This window comes from Bradyrhizobium sp. Leo78, assembly GCF_059512425.1.
Window position 1 is genome coordinate 35,418 of record NZ_JCAMOT010000036.1, and the last position, 18,989, is coordinate 54,406.

The window sequence follows — 18,989 nt, forward strand, 5'->3', positions numbered from 1 at the left end:
CGTACCCAGGCACACCGCCGGGGATGGCTAGCGGCCATCTGACAGACAGGCGGTGTGCATGGGGCCTCTCGGGCCCTTTTTTATTTCCCAAATCAAAGACCTAACGCCGCGCAAGAAACCGCGCATCCGGAGCCAGCCATGAAAGACAAGAGCCACGATCCGAACCAGATGACGGGAGCCGCGATGATCGTCCGCGCGCTGATCGATCATGGCGTGCAGCACCTTTTCGGCTATCCCGGTGGCGCGGTGCTGCCGATCTACGACGAGATCTTCCAGCAGAGCGAGGTCGAGCACATCCTGGTGCGGCACGAGCAGGGCGCCGGCCACGCGGCCGAGGGCTATGCGCGCTCGACCGGCAAGCCCGGCGTGGTGCTGGTGACCTCCGGCCCCGGCGCCACCAACATGGTGACGGCGCTCACCGACGCGCTGATGGATTCGATCCCGCTGGTCTGCATCACCGGCCAGGTGCCGACCCATCTGATCGGCAACGACGCGTTCCAGGAATGCGACACGGTCGGCATCACGCGCCCCTGCACCAAGCACAATTGGCTGGTGCGCAACGTCAACGACCTCGCAAAGGTCCTGCATGAGGCGTTCTACGTGGCGACCTCCGGCCGCCCGGGGCCGGTCGTGGTTGACGTGCCGAAAGACGTGCAGTTCGCGGTCGGCACCTATCATCCGCCGCGCAAGTCCGACGTTCACATCTCCTACGCGCCGCGCGTCAAGGGCGATGCGACCCAGATCCGCAAAGCGGTGGAACTGCTCGCCTCCGCCAAGCGGCCGGTGATCTATTCCGGTGGCGGCGTCATCAATTCCGGCCCTGAGGCCTCCAAGCTGCTGCGCGATCTCGTCGAGTTCACCGGCTTCCCGATCACGTCAACCTTGATGGGCCTCGGCGCCTATCCGGCATCGGGCAAGAACTGGCTCGGCATGCTCGGCATGCACGGCACCTACGAAGCCAACATGACCATGCATGATTGCGACGTCATGCTGTGCGTCGGCGCGCGCTTCGACGACCGCATCACCGGCCGCATCGATGCGTTCTCGCCGGGCTCGAAGAAGATCCACATCGACATCGACCCGTCCTCGATCAACAAGAACATCCGTGTCGACGTGCCGATCATAGGCGATTGCGGCAACGTGCTCGGCGACCTCTTGCAGGTGTTCAAGGCGGAAGCGAAGCGGCCGGACATCAAGGCGTGGTGGCAGCAGATCGCGCAATGGCGCGCGCGCAACTCGCTGTCCTACCGCAAGAACAACGACATCATCCTGCCGCAATATGCGATCCAGCGCCTGTTCGAGCTGACGCGCGGGAAGGATACCTACATCACGACCGAAGTCGGCCAGCACCAGATGTGGGCGGCGCAATTCTACGGCTTCGAGGAGCCGCACCGCTGGATGACCTCCGGCGGTCTCGGCACCATGGGCTATGGCCTGCCGGCCGCGGTCGGCGTGCAGGTGGCGCATCCCGACAGTCTCGTCATCGATATCGCAGGCGACGCCTCGGTGCAGATGACGATCCAGGAGATGTCGACGGCGGTCCAGTACGAGCTGCCGATCAAGATCTTCATCCTGAACAACCAGTACATGGGCATGGTGCGGCAGTGGCAGCAGCTTCTGCACGGCAACCGCCTGTCGCATTCCTATACCGAGGCGCTGCCTGACTTCGTCAAGCTCGCGGAGGCCTATGGCGGCGTCGGCCTGCAGGTGATCAAGCCGGCCGATCTCGACGGCGCGATCAAGGAGATGATCGCGATCAAGCGTCCGGTGCTGTTCGACTGCCGCGTCGCCGCGCTCGAGAATTGCTTCCCGATGATCCCCTCCGGCAAGGCGCACAACGAGATGTTGTTGCCGGAGGAGGCGACCGACGAGGCAACCGCGACCGCCTTCGCCGGCGGCAAGGCGCTGGTGTGAGATGGACTGATGTTCGACCTCGGACAGCTCGAGCGCGCGCAGGCGATTGTCGGCACGGTGGTGCCGCCGACGCCGGTGTATGCCTGGCCGCTGCTAGCTGAGCGGCTGGGTACGAATGTCCTGGTCAAGCATGAGAACCACACGCCGACCGGCGCCTTCAAGGTGCGCGGCGGGCTCGTCTATCTCGATCGGCTGAAGCGCGAGCAGCCCGATACGCGAGGGATCATCTCGGCGACGCGCGGCAATCACGGCCAGAGTCTCGCCTTCGCCGCGCGTCGTAATAATGTCCCTGCGACGATCTACGTGCCGCATGGCAATTCGGTCGAGAAGAACCGCGCCATGCGCGCCTTCGGCGCCGAGTTGGTCGAACACGGCGAGGATTTTCAGGCGGCGCGGGAGGAGGCGGTGCGGCGCGCCGAGAGCGCGGGCCTGCACATGGTGCCGGCGTTCCATTCCGACCTGGTGCTGGGCGTTGCGACCTATGCGTTGGAGCTGTTCAAGGCCGCACCGGACCTCGACCTGCTCTATGTGCCGATCGGGCAGGGCTCCGGCATCTGCGGCTGCATCCGTGTCCGCGATCTCCTCGGCCTGAAGACCGAGATCGTCGGCGTGCAGTCGACGGAGGCGCCGTCCTATGCGCTGTCGTTCGCCGCCGGCGCCCTCGTCACCACCGAGACCGCCAACACCCGCGCCGACGGCATGGCGACGCGCATTCCCGAGGCCGATGCGCTCGCGATGATCCGCAAGGGCGCCTCCCGCATCGTGCAGGTGACTGACGACGAGGTCGGCGCTGCCATCCGCTGCTACTGGACCGATACGCACAACCTCGCCGAAGGCGCCGGCGCCGCGCCGCTCGCGGCCGCGCTGCAGGAGCGGGACAGGATTCAAGGCAAGCGCGTCGGCCTGGTCCTGAGCGGCGGCAATATCGATTTCGACCTGTTCCGCCAGTGGGTCGGGACGGACGCCGCCATCGCCGAGCGGGCGTTGGCGTGACAGAGCAATCCTTGAGGGGACGACCATGAACCAGCCCGCATCCGCCTACTTCCTCGAAGAGCGCCACGATCCGAACGAGTCGCACACGCTTTCGGTGCTCGTGCAGAACGAGCCGGGCGTGCTCGCGCGCGTGATCGGGCTGTTCTCCGGCCGCGGCTACAACATCGAAAGCCTCACCGTCTCCGAGACCGAGAGCCAGAAACATCTCTCGCGCATCACCATCGTGACCACGGGCACGCCGATGGTGATCGAGCAGATCAAGCATCAGCTCGACCGCATGATCCCGGTCTACCGCGTCGTCGACATGACGCTGTCGGGACGCTCGATCGAGCGGGAGCTCGCAATGGTGAAGGTGCGCGGTACCGGCGACCACCGCGTCGAGGCGCTGCGGCTCGCGGATGCGTTCCGGGCACGGGTCATTGATGCCACCACCGAGAGTTTTGTGTTCGAGATCACAGGCAATACCGCCAAGATCAATCAGTTCATCGACCTGATGCGCCCGCTCGGCCTGGTCGAGGTGTCACGCACGGGCGTCGCCGCGATCGGACGCGGGCCGGAAGGGATGTGAACCATGTTGGCGCGCGACTGGTACTACACGCAAAGACGCCGGGTCGGCATCGATACCGCGGTCGCCTCGATCTATGGCCGCGATGACGACAGCGACGTCCGCGCCCGCCAGACGCTCAACATGCTCGGCGTCAAGCCGGGCTGGCGCGTCGCCGATATCGGTTGCGGCAACGGTGTGCTCGCCTGCGAAGCGGCGCTGATGGGCGCCGACGTCGATGCGATCGACATCTCGCCGGCGATGCTGACGCTCGCCAATATCTATGCACGCGACCGCAGGGCGCGCATCCGCACCCAGCCGGCGGGACTTCTCAGCTTCGCCTATCAGCCGAATTCCTATGACCTGATCGTCAGCGAATTCACGCTGCATCATTTGCCGGATTTCTGGAAAGCGGTGGCGCTGTCGCGGATCTTCAACGCGCTGAAGCCGGGCTGCGAGTTCTATCTGCGCGACATCGTGTTCGTCAGCATGCCCGACGGCGTCGAGCGCGACGTCGAGGGCTGGGCCGATTTTTCCATCAAGAACCACGATTTCGAGCGCGAGGGCGTGGTGACGCACATGCGCGACGAATATTCGACCTTCGGTTGGGTCATGGAACGCATGCTGACGGAGGTCGGCTTCACCCTGGTCTCCGCCGACTATCACGCGCCGCTGCACGGCACCTATCTCCTGCGCAAGCCGAAGCCGGAACAGAAGAGCTAGAACCTAACGAGCTGGAAAAGACGAGCCAATGAAACCGGCCGACGTCTGCATCGCCGTCTTGGTCGCGGTGATCTGGGGGCTTGCCTTCGTCGCCAGCCGGATCGCGCTTGACGAATTGCCGCCGGAATTGATGACGGCGCTGCGTTTTGGGATCGCGGCGGTGCCGTGCCTGTTCTTGCACAAGCCGAAAGTGTCCTGGCCGCTTCTGATCGCGATCAGCCTGAACCTGTTCCTCGGCCAGTTCCTGGCGCAGTCGATCGCCATTGCGCATGGCATGCCGGTCGGGCTCACCAGCGTGATCGTGCAGAGCCAGGCGCTGTTCACGATCGCCTTCGCCGCCATCATTTTCGGCGAATGGCCGAGCCGGATGCAGATGGTCGGCATCGGCATTGCCGCGATTGGCCTCTTGATGATCTCCGGCACCGTCGGCCATGATTTCAGTGCCGGCGCGTTCGCGATCCTGATGATCTCCCCGGTCTGTTTCGCGGTCGGCAATCTCCTGCTGCGGCCCGCGCAGGGTGCGCGCATGTTCGATCTGTTCGCATGGCTGTGCCTCTGCGCCGCCGTTCCCCTGTTCGCGCTGTCGCTGGTCACCCTCGGGGTGAAGCCGACCTGGCAGGCGCTGTCGCAGATGTCGATGACCGGCATCGTCTGCATGCTGTTCATCGGCGCCGTCTCAACCAGCATCGCCTATTGGCTGTGGGGTCGGCTCTTGCGCGACTATCCGGCGGCGCAGGTGGTGCCGTTCGCGCTCCTGGTGCCGTTCGTCGGCTCCGCCGCCTCCAGCATCGTGTTCGGCGAACGGTTCGGGCCGCTGCGGCTTGCGGGCATGGCCGCCGTCATCGGCGGCATCGCCATCATGCTGTTTTCGAGACGTCCGCAACCCCAGACGAAGATCGCATGAGTGGTGTCATGTCGCAGTCGGTTCTGATCGCCTTCGTGATGTTCGCGGTGGTGATGTTCTTCACGCCGGGGCCGAACAACATCATGCTGCTGTCCTCGGGATTGACTTACGGCTTCCGCCGCACGGTGCCGCATATGGCGGGCATCACGGTCGGATTTGCGTTCATGATCGGTGCCGTCGGGCTTGGCCTCGGCACCGTCTTCATCGCCTATCCCGTGCTGCAGACCATCCTCAAATATATCGGCGTCGCCTATTTGATCTATCTTGCCGCCGCGATCGCGATGGCCGAGCCATCCTCGCCGGAGTCCGGTGACGGAAGCGGCCGCCCGATGACCTTCTGGGGCGCGGCCATGTTCCAATGGGTCAACGCCAAAGGCTGGGTGATGGTGATCGGTACCATCACCGCCTATGCGGCGATTGCCGCATTCCCCTGGAATATTGCGATCCAGGTCGGCTTGAGCCTGATCCTCGGCACCTTGTCCTGCATCGCCTGGGCGCTGTTCGGCACCGCGCTGCGGCCGATCCTGACCTCGCGCCAGGCGGTCCGCGCTTTCAATATCGTGATGGCGATCCTGTTGCTCGCCTCGCTCTACCCGGTCTTCATGGACGCATGATGCCGCACCGCGCCATGCGAGAACAGGGTTTCCCCTGAGCCGGAAAATGCTCTAGACCACGCCGGAAATTCGCGGGCGCCGGCGGTCTTGATCCACCTGCAAGCCCAAATCCATCGGCCGATGTTCGGCCCCCTCAAGAGGAAACTACGATGCGAGTTTATTACGATCGCGATGCCGACCTGAACCTGATCAAGGGCAAGAAGGTCGCCATCGTCGGCTATGGCAGCCAGGGCCACGCCCATGCGCTCAACCTGAAGGATTCCGGCGTCAAGGAAGTGTCGATCGCGCTGCGTCCGGGCTCGGCCTCGGCCAAGAAGGCTGAGGCTGCCGGCTTCAAGGTGCTGAGCGTTGCGGATGCCGCCAAATGGGCCGACCTCGTGATGATGCTCACCCCCGACGAATTGCAGGGCGACATCTATCGCGAGCACCTGCACGACAACATGAAGAAGGGCGCCGCGCTGGTGTTCGCGCACGGCCTCAACGTCCACTTCAACCTGCTCGACCCGCGTGCCGATCTCGACGTCCTGATGATTGCCCCCAAGGGCCCCGGCCACACCGTGCGCTCCGAATATCAGCGTGGCGGCGGCGTGCCCTGCCTGATCGCGATCGCCAAGGACGTCTCCGGCAACGCGCATGATCTCGGCCTCAGCTACGCCTCCGCGATCGGCGGCGGCCGCGCCGGCATCATCGAGACCACATTCAAAGAGGAATGCGAGACCGATTTGTTCGGCGAGCAGGTGGTGCTCTGCGGCGGCCTGGTCGAGCTGATCAAGGGCGGCTACGAGACGCTGGTCGAAGCCGGCTATGCGCCGGAGATGGCCTATTTCGAGTGCCTGCACGAAGTGAAGCTGATCGTCGACCTGATCTATGAAGGCGGCATCGCCAACATGAACTACTCGATCTCAAACACTGCCGAATACGGCGAATACGTCACCGGTCCGCGCATCGTGACGGCCGAGACCAAGGCCGAGATGAAGCGCGTTCTCGCCGACATCCAGGGCGGCAAGTTCGCCCGCGACTGGATGCTGGAGAACAAGGTCAACCAGACCTCGTTCAAGGCCACCCGCGCCAAGCTCGCGCAGCACCCGATCGAGGAAGTCGGCGCCAAGCTGCGCGACATGATGCCCTGGATCAAGAAGGGCGCGCTGGTCGACAAGACGAAGAACTAAGGCGCGATCAAGAAGTAAGGTGGGCAGAACGCAAGTATGCCCACCTTCAGCACTCCGCTTGTGATGGTGGGCACGCTGTGCTTTGCCCACCCTACGGCTTCTGCGAGTGCTCTGTGCCCTCTCCAAGTCATTGCGAGCGCAGCGAAGCAATCCATGCCTCCACAAGCGGTGAGATGGATTGCTTCGCTGCGGTCGCAATGACGGCACTGTTGCGGTTTACGGCGCCGCACGCCCTTCCGCCGGCTTCTCGATCCGGTTGTGGAGCTGCCAGAAGCGCACGGTGCGCTGGGCGGTCTCGATCGACAGACGGCGGAAATCGCGCTGGGCCTGCTCCATGGTTTGTGCCGAGATCGGTTGCGCGGCCGGCCGGTTGCTCAGGATCGTCTCCACCGTCGGCCAGTTCAGCCTGGCTGCGCGGCAGGGGATCAGGATCAGGTCGGAGCGGTGCCCCTCCATCAGCCGCGCGATCATCTCGGGCTCGACGTCGTTGAGCAGGGCGATCGCGACGATCACCTCGTCGAACTTGCCCGCTTCGGCGAACTTGAACACCGCCGCGTCGTCCAGCTCGTTCAGCTCCTTCATCAGCTTGACGAGCTGTTCGGCAATGCCGAAGCCGCGTCGCACCGCAGGCTCCTCGCGCGCGATCTCGTCGAGCACCTCGCGGATCTCCTCCTGCAGCGCCGGCGGTGCGATCGAGAGCAGGCGGGCGCGCACGGCATCCTTGGCGCGGTGCAAGAGCTCGCGCAGGAACTTGGTCGGAAGATCGATGCGCAGTCCCAGGATTTCGACCAGCTCGTCGTCGCTTTCCGCGCGCGCGACGATGCCGGAATAGCCGGCCTCCGAGAAGCGCGCGCCGGCATTGTTGGCGAGCCGGCGGATCACGCGCACCTCGCCGCGATCGACGATCACGTCGGTGACCTCCTCGGGGAGGCTCGCGCGGCCGGAGATCGCAAGCAGGTGGTCCTGCCCCTTGGTGCTGGCAACCTCGACCAGGGTCTCCGTCGAGACGCGGATCGAATGCGCCAGCACTTCGCCGGCGACCTCGATCTTGTCGTCCTTTGCCAGGTGCTGGATGACCTCGAACGGCGCGTAGTCGATCGGCGCGAGGCGCTTGCTGAGCTCGGCTTTGGCCCGGCTCTCGACGCGCGTGATCAGGAGGCACAGGACGTCGTCGAACACTTTGACCTGTTCGTCGCTCAAGCGTTCGCCGTCGTGCAGGAAGAGATCGGTCACCCGCCGAAGGGTCTTGATCCGCTTCGCCGACGAGCCGTCTCTCACGGCTTCCTCGAGTTCGGCGATGATCGAGTGGGCCGGCTGTTGCGCCATCATTGGAATTGTTCTTGTTGCAGGTTCTCTGATTGGTCCGGAAGATGGCAAGCGCGACCTTACGCCTGCGTTAAGCTGGAACCCGGTCCTGGGCGGAGCTCGCGGGGAAGGTTAGCAGGACGTAACCAATTCAACTCAAGATCGCCGGATCGTGCCAGCCGCTCGGCTGGATCAAGCATGCAGCGTTTTCTTCACGCGAAGCCGGTATCCACTTCGCTCGAAAACGCTGTAGATGTCCCCGGGAACATCAGGGGAGACCAGGTCATGAGATCGGTCGTGATCACCGGCGTGTCTACCGGCATCGGCTGCGCGACGGCCAGGTTTCTGCGCGACCGCGGCTTCCGCGTGTTCGGCAGCGTGCGCAAGCAGGCCGATGCCGACCGGCTCACAGCCGAGTTCGGGGCCAATTTCACGCCGTTGATCTTCGACGTCACCGATGAGGCTGCGGTATTTGCTTCCGCGCGCCAGGTTCGCGACGCGCTGAATGGCGAGACGCTTGCGGGCCTCGTCAACAATGCCGGCATTGCCGCCGGCGAAGATCGCTGAGACCATCTTCAATGCGCTGACGGCGCCGAACCCAAAGGTGCGTTACCAGATCGCGCCGGATCGGATGCAGCATATCGTGGCGTCAATCCTGCCGAAGCGTACGCTCGACCGGATCATCGCCAAGCGCCTCGGCCTCATGCCATCAACGTGAGCATGCTGGCGACATGCCCTTGCCGCATTCACCCGTCACGAGAGCTTGCATGTCCACCATCGGCAAGACCCCTGCGGAACTGACCGCAATCGCCAATGATGCGCTGCGCAGCCAGCCCGGCTGCGAGACAGCGCAGGTTGTCGCCGTCTCCAATCGGCCGCATGCGAGTGCAGGCCGCAATTGGGAAATTCCGAACGTCGTCCTCGGCGACAGCCTGATCAGCGACGTCGACCGCGCCGTCATCACCGTGCATCACCAACTCGGCCGCAGATTCCATCTCGTTGGGGGCGAGTGAATCCCGGAGGGGACATCAGCCAGCAGACTACCCCCGCTCAATCGGTCGAAAATGCCCCCAAAGCTGCCTAACCGACGAGTCGGCTCTCCGAGCTAGTTTGGAGAGCCATGCTTTGGCGGATAGCCATCGCCGCACCGGGATTAGGTTGCACTCACGACAGCTGGTTGCTTGGCAACGTCTGGCGCGGCGGGAAGGCTGAACTCAAAAATCGCGCCGCGAGGCACATTGGCCTTTGCTGATAATCGGCCCCCATGCGCTTCGATGATCGAGCGACAAATCGACAGTCCCAGTCCAAGACCGCCGGGCTTCGTCGTGTAGAAGGCGTCGAAAAGCTGATTGAGAGTCGCTGGTGCCAGCCCTGGTCCCGTATCTCGCACCTCGACGAGAACGACGTCACGTTCCGTTTGTCGGGTGCTGATGAGCAACTCTCTCGCGTCCTCGCTGGTAGCATTCATAGCTTCGACTGCATTCATCACGAGATTCAGCATTACTTGTTGGAGTTGCACCCGGTCGCCTTCCAACGGTGGTGTGCCTTCTGCTAGAAACGTGTGCACCGAAATGCCATTCTTCATCGTCTCGCCGCGAACGAGCTCAATGACCTCGCGCACTGCATCATTGATGTTCAGGAGTTGCTTCCTCGGTTGCGCTTTCTTGATCATGTCCCGGATCCGGTCGACGACATCGCGCGCCCGCATACCATCGCTAACGATATAACCGAACGTCTGCCAGGCTTTTTCCAGATTTGGCGGTTGAGCGCTCAGCCAGCTCAGTCCGGCCTGCGCGTTGGTCACCATCGCGGCGACCGGTTGCTTCACTTCATGGGCGATAGAAGCTGCGAGTTGGCCCATGGTGGCGACGCGATTGGCGTGCGCCAACTCTGTCTGCATCTCGCGGTATTTCTGTTCACTTTGTCGCGCTTCTGCTTCGGCCTGCTTGCGCTCGGTCAGATCGAGTACGAAAGCGACGCCATGGCCTCGTTGTTCGTCGAACGCGGCCGAGCCAATCAGTATCGGCACTCGGCTGCCGTCCTTGCGGAAATACTCCCTCTCGTACGGTTGGACCGTTCCGGTCTTCTTTAGCTCGGTCACCGCCCGCTCATCGCGGTCGCGCCATTCCGGTGGGGTGAGGTCCGCCCAGCGAACGCTACCCGCGACGAAATCCTCCTGATCGTATCCCACCATCTGTAGGAATGCGTCGTTGGCCTCCACAATGCGACCCTCAAGATCAAAAATGAAGATGCCAATGATGTTGGCGTCGACCAGACGCCGTACCTTCGCTTCGCGTTGTGCGAGATCGCGGTTGGCGTGCGCAAGCGCCTGTGCGCGTTGCTTCTCGGCTTCGAGCAGGCGCACGTTTTCGATCGCGATCGCCGCCTGGTCGGCAAAGGTCTCGAGAAGCGCGATCTGGTTGTCGGAGAATGGTCGGACCTCCCATCGCCGGAACAGAATTACTCCAATGGGGGTGCGCTCGCGCAGCAACGGTGTTCCGAGTGTGGTGCGATGGCCCTGGCGTTTTGCGTCACTGCTGCCCATCGGGTACTCGCTATCCTCGGCGGCGAGATCGTGGACATGGACCGACCGCCGATCACATACAGCTCGTCCTATCACCCTGTCGCGATTTGCGGGAAATCCCCCACGGGCTTGAATATGCACCGGAAGTTCTCCGTATGAAGCCACCAAGCGGAGAACGTTGTTATCCAGGCGATAGATCTCGGCATTATTCGAGTCGCACAGGCGTGCGGCATGTTCGGCCACCGCGTCCAGCACCGACTGAAGCGGCGAATCCGAGATGATGCGCAGCATCTCGGAGGTGGCAGTTTGCTGCTTCGTAGCCTCGACTAGGCGCTCCCGCGCGTTAGCGATCTCCTGTTTGCATGTTTTAAGCTGTCGTTCGAGATCGGCGCGGCTTTTGCTAGCTCGACCAGCGCGCGCCTTCGCGCCGGTCGAATGAAGCTTGCGACCTCGCGTTCGACTCTTTGCCCAGTTGCGCACCAAGATCACCTCCCGTGCCAGACGCCGTCCAATGCTGGTCGTCGCAGCCGGGGACGGGCCTGCGCTGAGAATATCAGATAGCCCAGAGTGCGCATCACTATATATGACCGCCTTCGACAAACGGTGTCACCGCCCTTCTGGTGGCGCAGCTAAGAAGGCCAGCCCTCAGGGCCATGTCGCGTTCCGGCCCATCGCGTCATTTCGCTGTTGCGCAGCAACTGCGTCGCTTTTAGTGGCAAGCGGACATTAGCTTCGTTGCGTCACGCTTTATGAGCGTGGTTTAAGCCATCAGGCCTCGATGGCGCGCGGCGTCCGCCTTGATGCCATCGCGATCATTCGCAAGCCGAACACCGCTATGAGCGGGATCAGGAACAGCGCATAAAGCGGCATCTCCGGAATCCGCTTGCCGAATGAGACCGTGAACTGCACCAGAAGATAATAGCCGCCGACCAGGTGCAGCGTCCGCCAGGCGCGTGCGCCGAGTGCAGCCGCGGTGCGGTCGAATGAGGTTGCCGTCATCGCGATGATGAAGGCGTAAGCGATGCCGCCGAAGATGTAGGACGCGGCCGAGGTCGCAGCCGCATAGCCGGCTGGGTCCATCAGCGCGAAGCAGCCGATCGCTGCAGCATGGATGGCGTGTGATGCCGCGAAGCTGACGCCGAGTGCACGGCGGTTGCGGCGCTGCCAGCGCGTCCAGGCGTTCGGCCAGAACTGCGCCAGCGCGGACGCCGAGAAGGCAAGGCAGAACAACAACAGCGAAGTCCGCGCCGTGAAGCGGATCACCATCCTGACGCCGTCGACCTCGAACTGTCGCATGCCAGCGATCCAGAGGCTGAGCGCGACCAGGATCGATGTGAGGATGGCGAACAGCCGCCACCCTTCGAACCAGCGTGGCCCCATCGGCATGTTTCGCCTCCCTGCTGTTGTTGTATGTAATCACTGGTTACATTGCCTGCCGAGATGTGGTCAATCCGTGTAATCACCGCTTACATTCGCGACCCGGTGATGTTAGGGAAAGACATGCGTCGCGCCACGAAATCCTCAGCCGCAAAGCCGCGCCGCCGCAATCCGTCCGCGGCCGTCGCGAAGCCCTATCACCACGGCGACCTCCGGCACGCGCTGGTCCACGCCGCGCTGCAATTGGTGGACGAGGGCGGGCCGGACGCCGTCAGCGTGCGCGAGGCGGCGCGCCGCGCCGGGGTCTCGCCGGGCGCTCCGTTCCGTCATTTTCCGAGCCGCGACGCGCTGATGAACGCGGTGGCGGAAGAGGCGCAGCGGCGTTTTCGGGCCGAGATCCAGGCGGCGCTGGATACTGCTTCGGCCGGCGACCCCTTAGCGCGGTTTCGCGCGCTCGGATTGGCCTATGTGCGCTGGGCGATGAAGAACCCAGCCCATTTCGAGATCATCTCCAGCCGCCGCTTTTTTGATCATGACCGGTCGGGCGGGGTTTCGCGCGACAATGCCGAGCTGATTGCGCTGACTGAACGGACGCTGGCGGAAGCCTTTGTCCAAGGCCAGCTCCGCGCGTCCGACCTGAAGCAGGTTCAGATCGCCGGCCGCGCGCTGGTCTATGGCTTTGCCCGCATGAACATCGACGGTCATTTCCCGCGCTGGGGCGTCGCGGATGACGATGCCGAACGTACCGCGGAGGCGATCATCGATCTCTTCATCGACGGGATCGCGAAGCGCTGAACCGCGCGGCGTCACGCCGTCGCCGCAAATTCATTGCGCATTCATGACGCTTACATTACGGTTTTGTGACGCGACGCGGGTTCCGGCTGCGTCGTCCGCCTCCTGGTCACCTCCAGCCAAGGCGAACTACCGCGCCGGGGAATGTTGCGTCGTCACCCATGGCGCCCGCGCCAAATCAAGGCTCTTCGATTGCTGCGATCGCGGGCGGCTTGGCCGCGATCGGCATCTGGCGGCTGCTCGCCGTCGCTGCGCCACAGATGGCGGCGCTCGGGATCATGGTGCAGACCGAGACCGATTTCGGCTCGCGACTCTGCTTCCTGTTGTCCTGGGGCATCCTGAACTTCTTCTTCATCGCGCTGCTGCGGCGGCCGGCGCTATCGGGGGCGCTGTCGCTGACGCTGGTGGTGGCGCTGGTGCTGCTCTCGCGGTTCAAGCACGAAGTCGTGCAGATGACTGCGAACTTCGTCGACCTGATGGTGGTCGACCACGACACCGCGTCCTTCCTGCTGACAATCTTCCCGAACCTGCGCTGGTCGCTGATCGGCGCAGGCGCCGTCACGCTGCCCTTGATGTATGCGCTGTGGTGGCTCGATCCGTTCCGCGTCCGCCGCCTGCCGGCGCTGGCCTGCAAATTGGCGTGCCTTGCCGCACTGGCAGGATATGCCGTCACCTGGCCGGACGAGGATTGGCGCGGCTATTACGACGACGGCTATCTCTCGAAATTCGCCCGCTCCGCCGTCACGGCGGCTTCCGATTTCATCAACTATGGCTTCATGGAGTCGGACGCGGTCGCGAGCGAGCACCTCAAGATTCCGCTGGTGGACTCCTGCCATCCGGCCGGCCGCCGGCCGAACATCATCCTGATCCACGATGAATCGAGCTTTGATATCCGCGCGGCCGAAGGCGTCAAGGTGCCGCCGGGCTACGGCGCGCAGTTCAGGTCCTATGACGGCGTCGAGCGAAAATTCCTGGCCGAGAGCAATGGCGGGCCGAGCTGGTTCACCGAATACAACGTGCTCGCCGGGCTCTCCTCGCGCTCCTTCGGCCGTTTCGCCTATTTCGTCACCCGCATCGCCTCCGGCCGCGTCGAGCGCGGGCTGCCGCTTGCGCTCCGCCGCTGCGGCTACAACACGCTTTCGCTCTATCCGGCGTTCGGCGCGTTCATGAGCGCGCGCAGCTTCCAGGCCACGACCGGCATCCAGCGCTTCTACGATGCGCGCGATCTCCGCGCCAAGGATGTCGAGCCCGACCGCTTTTTCTACGACAAGGCGCTGCGGCTGATGGCCGAGCAGCCGCCCGACGCGCCGCAGTTCACCTTCGTCTATCTCGCCGCCAACCATTTCCCGTGGAAGACGCCGTTGCGCCCCGACCTGACGCCGTCCTGGCGCCCGCTCGGCAACGCGCCCGTCATCGATGAATATCTGCGCCGGCAGGCGATGAGCGCGACTGACTACGCCGCCTTTGTCGCGGGACTGAAGAAGAAGTTTCCGGCGCAGCCGTTCCTGATCGTTCGCTACGGCGATCACCAGCCGGAATTCGCGCCGCATCTTCTCGACCCGAGCCTCGATGCGGCCGGCATCGGCAAGAAGCTCGAGACGTATGACCCGCGCTATTTCGCGACCTATTACGCGATCGACGCCATCAATTTCGAACCGGTGAAATCAGCGGCCGTGATGGACACGATCGATGCGGCCTATCTGCCGCTGGTGATCCAGGAAGCCGCCGGCATTCCGCTCGATCCCTCGTTCGAGGAGCAGAAGCACATCATGCTCCGCTGCAACGGCCTGTTCTATGCCTGCAAGGACGGCGCCGAGGCCCGCCGCTTCAACCGCCTCCTGATCGACGCGGGTGTGATCAAGGGGCTATGAGAGTCCAGCGTGGAGCGGCGTAGGATGGGTAGAGCGAAGCGAAACCCATCAGCTTCTCGACAAGCCGCCCGAATGATAGGTTTCGCTTCGCTCTACCCATCCTACAGATCCTCACTTCCCCCCGATCCGCTCCCACAGCCAGCGCGCGACGGCGTCCGGCGAGGACGAGCCATCATTGCCGGCGGCGCGCAGATTCGCTTCCCGCATCGTCGCGATGTCGATCCGCCCGAGCAATGGCTGCAATGCCGCGCGCAGCTTGGTGTCATCCTTGCGCTTGGGCGCCAGCAGCATCACTGCGTCATAGGGCGGGATCGCGTGCTTGGGATCGCCGAGCACCATGAGATCATATTTCGCGATCAGCCCGTCGCTGGTATAGCCCGCGATCACGTCGACCTCGCCGGAGGCGACGGCGGCATACATGAAATCCGGCTGCATCTGTCGTAGCGTGCGGAACGATAATCCATAGGCCGCTTTGATACCGGCCCATTCCGGCCGCGAGAAGAATTCGTAATCGCCGGCGATCGACAGTGACGGCGCAAGCGCGGCGAGATCGGCGATGGTATGGATGCCGAGCGCTTCCGCGCGCTGCTTCGGCATGATGAGGGCGTAGGCGTTCGCAAAGCCGAGGTCGCCGAGCAGGGTGACGTCCTGTTTCGCCAGGATCGACTTCAAGTCGGCGAGCAGCTCTTCGCGCGGCCGGATGTCGGTGTGGTGGAACTGGTTGGCCCATAGCGTGCCGGAATAGTCGACATAGACGTCGATATCGCCGGCTTTCAGCGCATCGAAGATCACGCTGGAGCCGAGGCCTGCGCGCGTGGTGGCGGTGAGGCCGTCCGCGTTTAGCCGCTGCGCGATCAGGGCTGCCAGCACATATTGCTCGGTGAAGGTTTTCGCGCCGACGACATAGCTCGATGCCGAGCGCGCCATCGCAGGCACCAGCGTCGCAGCGACCAGCGCCGCGATGCCGACGCCGCCGAGCGCGGCACGCAGCCGGCTGCGGTGGCGCAGGCCGTTCTCGATCAGCGCCAGCAGCTGGTCGACGGCGAGCGCGAGCGCGGCGGCGGCGAGGCAGCCGAACACGACGAACACCCAGTTTTGGGTCTGCAGTCCCGCAAAGATATAATTGCCGAGGCTGGTCTGCCCGATCGGCGTCGACAGCGTCGCGGTGCCGATCACCCACACCGCCGCGGTGCGGATGCCCGCCATCATCACCGGCAGCGCCAGCGGCAGCTCCACCATGAACAGCGATTGCCGTTCCGTCATGCCGACGCCCTGCGCCGCCTCCGCCAGCGCCGGGTCGACGCCCGACAGGCCGGTGATGGTGTTGCGGAGCACCGGCAGCATCGAATAGAGCGCGAGCGCCAGCACCGCCGGCAGAAATCCGAAGGCGGAGAAATCGAAGCCGAACCAGGACCGCGTCAGCGCCGCGAGCACCAATAGCAGCGGATAGAACAGCGCCAGCAGCGCCAGCCCCGGCACGGTCTGCACGATAGAAGCAAAGCCGAGCAGCGCGCCGCGCAGTACTGGCCGGTTGCGTGCGAGGATCGCCAGCGGCAGGCTGACGATCAGCCCGAGCGCGAGCGCGGCGAGGCTTACGCGCACATGGTTGCCGAGATAATCGGGCAGATGCGCGAGCGCTTCGCTCCAGCGCGGATCGGAAAACAGGTTCATGTGGCGCCGTCCCGTGGCAGCAATTTGCCGAGCCGTTCCGCCTGCCGCCGCGGCGTGTGCAGGAGTTTTTCGACGTAAGGATCGTTGCTTTCGGAAAGCTCCGCTGGGGTGCCCTGCGCCAGCAGCCTGCCTTCGTGCATGACAGCGACGCGGTCGGCGAGCAGCAGCGCTTCCGTCATGTCATGGGTGATCATGATCGTGGTCAATTTGAGCCTGCGATGCAATTCGCGGAAATCATCGCCGAGCGCGTCGCGGGTGAGGGGATCGAGCGCCCCGAACGGTTCGTCCATCAGCACGATGCGGGGTCGTGCGGCCAGCGCCCGCGCGACGCCGACGCGCTGCCGCTGCCCGCCGGAGAGCTCGCTCGGCAGCCGCTCCCGATATTGCCCGCCGTCGAGTTGCACCAGTTCGAGCAGTTCGTCGATGCGTGCTGCGATCTCCGCCGCCGGCCAGCCGAGCAGCTTCGGCGTGATGCCGATATTGGCGCCGACGGAAAGATGCGGAAACAGGCCGCCGCTCTGGAAGACATAGCCGATGCGCCGCCGCAGGCCGATCGGATCGACATTGCGCACGTCCTCGCCCTCGACCGTGACGCTGCCGCTGTCGGCCTCGATCAGCCGGTTGGCGAGCCGCAGCAAGGTGGTCTTGCCCGAGCCGGAGCCGCCGACGATGGCAAGGAACTCGCCCTCGGCGACATCAAGCGAGACGTCGTCGACCGCGACCACGCCGCCATTGGCGAAGGTCTTGCCGACCTTGGTGTAGGCAATGAGTGGTCCGTTGGACAATGCCGTTCAAACCTCGCGCTGGCCCTGCCTTAAGAGATCACAGTTCAACTAGCACGTCGCGATGCTGCGTTGAACTTGTCCGCGCGAGAGGCTAAGGCATCCTCCCGAACAGGGAGGGAACGTGGTGGACAAGGCCAAGCCCACAGCCAGGCCCACAGCGGTGGCGCTCGAGGATGCGACGGTGGCGTTTCGCCTCGCCAATGCCCGCGTCTATACCGCCGTCGAGAAGGCGCGCCTTGCGGTCGCGCATGGCGAATTCGTCGCGATCGTAGGTCCCACCGGCTGCGGCAAGTCGACCTTGCTGAACGTGGCCGCCGGCCTGCTCAAGCCGGCCGCGGGCGCGGTCAGGATCTTCGACCAGCCGCTCACAGGGTTGAACCGCGACGCCGGCTACCTGTTCCAGGCCGATGCGCTATTCCCCTGGAAGACCGCGATCGACAATGTCGCGATCGGGCTCGAGATCAAGGGCACGCCGCGGGCGAAGGCGCTGGAACAGGCGCAGGCCTGGCTGACCTCGGTCGGGCTTGGCGCATTCGCAAACCGCTATCCACACATGCTCTCGGGCGGCCAGCGCAAGCGCGTCGGCCTTGCGCAGGTGCTGATCCGCGATCCAAAGATCCTCCTGATGGACGAGCCGTTCGGCCCGCTCGATGCCCAGACCCGGCAGGTGATGGGCAATCTGCTGCTCGAACTCTGGACTGCCGACCGCAAGGCGGTGCTGTTCGTCACCCATGACCTGGAGGAGGCGATCGCGCTCGCCGACCGGGTCGTCATCATGTCGGCCGGCCCTTCCTCGCGCATCATCGGCGACTGGCGCGTGGAACTGCCGCGCCCGCGCGACATCTTCGAGGTGCGGTTGGACAAGCAGTTTCACGAATTGCATCGCGAAATCTGGGGCGTGCTGAAGGAAGAGGTGATGAAGGGTTACGCGCAATCATCGCAAGCCGCGGGAGCCGAGTGATGTCCCGCGCTGCGCTCTTGCTCTGCCAGGTCCTGGTCGCCGTCGTCGCGCTGGCGCTGTGGCAGGTCTTTACCACAGTCCCGCTGTTCGGCCGCATCCTGCTGCCGCCGTTCTTCTTCTCCAATCCCATCGACGTCTTCGACCAGATCGTCAAATGGTTCTCGACCGGCGTGATCTGGAAGCATCTTGCGATCACGCTGTGGGAATCGATCCTCGCTTTCGTGATCGGCTCGTCCCTCGGCGTTCTGGTTGGCTTCTGGTTCGCGCGCCAGCCGCGCGTCGCGGCCGTGTTCGATCCTTACGTGAAGATGACGAACGCGCTGCCGCGCGTCGTGCTGGCGCCGATCTTCGCGCTATGGTTCGGCCTCGGCATCTGGTCCAAGGTCGCGCTCGGCGTCACCCTCGTCTTCTTCATCGTGTTCTTCAACGTCTATCAGGGCGTCAAGGAAGTGAGCACGACCGTGCTCGACAATGGCCGCATGCTGGGCATGAGCGAGCGGCAATTGATGCGGCATGTCTATTGGCCCTCGGCGCTGTCGTGGATGTTCTCCTCGCTGCATACGTCCGTCGGCTTTGCGGTGGTCGGCGCCGTCGTCGGCGAATATCTCGGCGCCGCCGCCGGCCTCGGCTATCTGATCCAGCAGGCCGAGGGCGTGTTCGACGTCGCCGGCGTCTTCGCGGGCATGTTCGTGCTGTCGGCTTTCGTGATCCTGATCGACATGGCCGTGACGCTGGTCGAACGACGCCTGCTGGTTTGGCGACCGACGGCGGCGCGCGAAGCGTAGGGTGGGCAAAGCGCAGCGTGCCCACCCTTTCTTGCACCGACCGTAGATGGTGGGCAC

At 64.1% G+C, this 18,989-nt stretch carries 17 protein-coding genes and 1 pseudogene; 13 read left to right on the top strand and 5 right to left on the bottom strand.

The window, feature by feature from the left end; all coding sequences use genetic code 11:
* Positions 1–138 precede the first annotated feature (138 nt).
* The 7 genes from AC5ZG1_RS33195 to ilvC all read left to right on the top strand — a co-directional run bounded on the left by AC5ZG1_RS33195 (position 139) and on the right by ilvC (position 6,861).
* Positions 139–1,914, top strand: a complete 1,776-nt coding sequence (locus AC5ZG1_RS33195; RefSeq protein WP_496135331.1) for an acetolactate synthase 3 large subunit — start codon at positions 139–141, stop codon at positions 1,912–1,914.
* 9 nt (positions 1,915–1,923) lie between these two features.
* Positions 1,924–2,907 (top strand): threonine dehydratase, encoded by a 984-nt coding sequence (locus AC5ZG1_RS33200; protein ID WP_496135332.1) that lies wholly within the window; start codon positions 1,924–1,926, stop codon positions 2,905–2,907.
* Positions 2,908–2,932: 25 nt separating this feature from the next.
* Positions 2,933–3,475 (top strand): acetolactate synthase small subunit, encoded by a 543-nt coding sequence (gene ilvN / locus AC5ZG1_RS33205; RefSeq protein WP_028161804.1) that lies wholly within the window; start codon positions 2,933–2,935, stop codon positions 3,473–3,475.
* 3 nt (positions 3,476–3,478) lie between these two features.
* On the top strand, positions 3,479–4,174 hold the full coding sequence (locus AC5ZG1_RS33210) for a class I SAM-dependent methyltransferase (protein WP_028161805.1): 696 nt from the start codon (positions 3,479–3,481) through the stop codon (positions 4,172–4,174).
* 28 nt (positions 4,175–4,202) lie between these two features.
* Positions 4,203–5,078 (top strand): EamA family transporter, encoded by an 876-nt coding sequence (locus AC5ZG1_RS33215; protein WP_496135333.1) that lies wholly within the window; start codon positions 4,203–4,205, stop codon positions 5,076–5,078.
* Between the two features lie 8 nt (positions 5,079–5,086).
* Positions 5,087–5,692: a LysE family translocator gene (locus AC5ZG1_RS33220; protein WP_496135334.1), complete on the top strand. Its 606-nt coding sequence runs from the start codon at positions 5,087–5,089 to the stop codon at positions 5,690–5,692.
* A gap of 149 nt (positions 5,693–5,841) precedes the next feature.
* The gene (ilvC, locus tag AC5ZG1_RS33225; protein WP_028161808.1) at positions 5,842–6,861 is read left to right on the top strand and encodes a ketol-acid reductoisomerase; all 1,020 of its coding nucleotides are present in this window, start codon (positions 5,842–5,844) and stop codon (positions 6,859–6,861) included.
* A gap of 216 nt (positions 6,862–7,077) precedes the next feature.
* Here ilvC and AC5ZG1_RS33230 read toward each other — a convergent pair whose 3' ends face one another.
* A complete protein-coding gene (locus tag AC5ZG1_RS33230) occupies positions 7,078–8,190 on the bottom strand; it encodes a DUF2336 domain-containing protein (protein ID WP_245474853.1) in 1,113 nt (370 codons plus the stop codon).
* Positions 8,191–8,451: 261 nt separating this feature from the next.
* On the opposite strand from AC5ZG1_RS33230, the pseudogene AC5ZG1_RS33235 reads away from it, so the two are divergent.
* A pseudogene (locus AC5ZG1_RS33235) lies at positions 8,452–8,884 on the top strand (SDR family oxidoreductase).
* 49 nt (positions 8,885–8,933) lie between these two features.
* Positions 8,934–9,179 carry a hypothetical protein gene (locus AC5ZG1_RS33240; protein ID WP_028161811.1) on the top strand — a complete coding sequence of 82 codons (246 nt, stop codon included), beginning with the start codon at positions 8,934–8,936 and terminating at the stop codon, positions 9,177–9,179.
* A 140-nt stretch (positions 9,180–9,319) separates the two neighbouring features.
* Here AC5ZG1_RS33240 and AC5ZG1_RS33245 read toward each other — a convergent pair whose 3' ends face one another.
* Together AC5ZG1_RS33245 and AC5ZG1_RS33250 are read right to left on the bottom strand one after the other, a co-directional pair.
* Positions 9,320–11,170, bottom strand: coding sequence for an ATP-binding protein (locus AC5ZG1_RS33245; RefSeq protein WP_496135361.1), 1,851 nt, complete (start codon positions 11,168–11,170; stop codon positions 9,320–9,322).
* Between the two features lie 288 nt (positions 11,171–11,458).
* Positions 11,459–12,076, bottom strand: coding sequence for a hypothetical protein (locus AC5ZG1_RS33250; protein WP_496135335.1), 618 nt, complete (start codon positions 12,074–12,076; stop codon positions 11,459–11,461).
* A gap of 114 nt (positions 12,077–12,190) precedes the next feature.
* On the opposite strand from AC5ZG1_RS33250, the gene AC5ZG1_RS33255 reads away from it, so the two are divergent.
* A complete protein-coding gene (locus AC5ZG1_RS33255; RefSeq protein ID WP_496135336.1) occupies positions 12,191–12,862 on the top strand; it encodes a TetR/AcrR family transcriptional regulator in 672 nt (223 codons plus the stop codon).
* A 158-nt stretch (positions 12,863–13,020) separates the two neighbouring features.
* The gene (locus AC5ZG1_RS33260; RefSeq protein ID WP_496135337.1) at positions 13,021–14,730 is read left to right on the top strand and encodes a sulfatase-like hydrolase/transferase; all 1,710 of its coding nucleotides are present in this window, start codon (positions 13,021–13,023) and stop codon (positions 14,728–14,730) included.
* Between the two features lie 111 nt (positions 14,731–14,841).
* Here the strand turns inward: AC5ZG1_RS33260 and AC5ZG1_RS33265 are convergent, their stop codons facing one another.
* Together AC5ZG1_RS33265 and AC5ZG1_RS33270 are read right to left on the bottom strand one after the other, a co-directional pair.
* Positions 14,842–16,401 carry an ABC transporter permease/substrate-binding protein gene (locus tag AC5ZG1_RS33265; RefSeq protein WP_496135338.1) on the bottom strand — a complete coding sequence of 520 codons (1,560 nt, stop codon included), beginning with the start codon at positions 16,399–16,401 and terminating at the stop codon, positions 14,842–14,844.
* The gene (locus tag AC5ZG1_RS33270) at positions 16,398–17,186 is read right to left on the bottom strand and encodes an ATP-binding cassette domain-containing protein (protein WP_496135339.1); all 789 of its coding nucleotides are present in this window, start codon (positions 17,184–17,186) and stop codon (positions 16,398–16,400) included. The genes AC5ZG1_RS33265 and AC5ZG1_RS33270 overlap by 4 nt, the downstream gene beginning before the upstream one ends.
* Before the next feature lie 124 nt (positions 17,187–17,310).
* Between AC5ZG1_RS33270 and AC5ZG1_RS33275 the strand changes: the two genes are divergently transcribed.
* Both AC5ZG1_RS33275 and AC5ZG1_RS33280 read left to right on the top strand, forming a co-directional pair.
* Positions 17,311–18,147 carry an ABC transporter ATP-binding protein gene (locus AC5ZG1_RS33275; RefSeq protein ID WP_496135340.1) on the top strand — a complete coding sequence of 279 codons (837 nt, stop codon included), beginning with the start codon at positions 17,311–17,313 and terminating at the stop codon, positions 18,145–18,147.
* Positions 18,147–18,932 carry an ABC transporter permease gene (locus AC5ZG1_RS33280; protein WP_496135341.1) on the top strand — a complete coding sequence of 262 codons (786 nt, stop codon included), beginning with the start codon at positions 18,147–18,149 and terminating at the stop codon, positions 18,930–18,932. The genes AC5ZG1_RS33275 and AC5ZG1_RS33280 overlap by 1 nt, the downstream gene beginning before the upstream one ends.
* Positions 18,933–18,989: the final 57 nt, after the last annotated feature.

What these genes read in the sequence shown, in the direction of transcription:
- AC5ZG1_RS33195 (WP_496135331.1), top strand. Translation starts at nt 139, where the DNA reads ATGAAAGACAAGAGCCACGATCCGAACCAGATGACGGGAGCCGCGATG.
- AC5ZG1_RS33200 (WP_496135332.1), top strand. Translation starts at nt 1,924, where the DNA reads ATGTTCGACCTCGGACAGCTCGAGCGCGCGCAGGCGATTGTCGGCACG.
- ilvN (WP_028161804.1), top strand. Translation starts at nt 2,933, where the DNA reads ATGAACCAGCCCGCATCCGCCTACTTCCTCGAAGAGCGCCACGATCCG.
- AC5ZG1_RS33210 (WP_028161805.1), top strand. Translation starts at nt 3,479, where the DNA reads ATGTTGGCGCGCGACTGGTACTACACGCAAAGACGCCGGGTCGGCATC.
- AC5ZG1_RS33215 (WP_496135333.1), top strand. Translation starts at nt 4,203, where the DNA reads ATGAAACCGGCCGACGTCTGCATCGCCGTCTTGGTCGCGGTGATCTGG.
- AC5ZG1_RS33220 (WP_496135334.1), top strand. Translation starts at nt 5,087, where the DNA reads ATGTCGCAGTCGGTTCTGATCGCCTTCGTGATGTTCGCGGTGGTGATG.
- ilvC (WP_028161808.1), top strand. Translation starts at nt 5,842, where the DNA reads ATGCGAGTTTATTACGATCGCGATGCCGACCTGAACCTGATCAAGGGC.
- AC5ZG1_RS33230 (WP_245474853.1), bottom strand. Translation starts at nt 8,190, where the DNA reads ATGATGGCGCAACAGCCGGCCCACTCGATCATCGCCGAACTCGAGGAA.
- AC5ZG1_RS33240 (WP_028161811.1), top strand. Translation starts at nt 8,934, where the DNA reads ATGTCCACCATCGGCAAGACCCCTGCGGAACTGACCGCAATCGCCAAT.
- AC5ZG1_RS33250 (WP_496135335.1), bottom strand. Translation starts at nt 12,076, where the DNA reads ATGCCGATGGGGCCACGCTGGTTCGAAGGGTGGCGGCTGTTCGCCATC.
- AC5ZG1_RS33255 (WP_496135336.1), top strand. Translation starts at nt 12,191, where the DNA reads ATGCGTCGCGCCACGAAATCCTCAGCCGCAAAGCCGCGCCGCCGCAAT.
- AC5ZG1_RS33260 (WP_496135337.1), top strand. Translation starts at nt 13,021, where the DNA reads ATGGCGCCCGCGCCAAATCAAGGCTCTTCGATTGCTGCGATCGCGGGC.
- AC5ZG1_RS33265 (WP_496135338.1), bottom strand. Translation starts at nt 16,401, where the DNA reads ATGAACCTGTTTTCCGATCCGCGCTGGAGCGAAGCGCTCGCGCATCTG.
- AC5ZG1_RS33280 (WP_496135341.1), top strand. Translation starts at nt 18,147, where the DNA reads ATGTCCCGCGCTGCGCTCTTGCTCTGCCAGGTCCTGGTCGCCGTCGTC.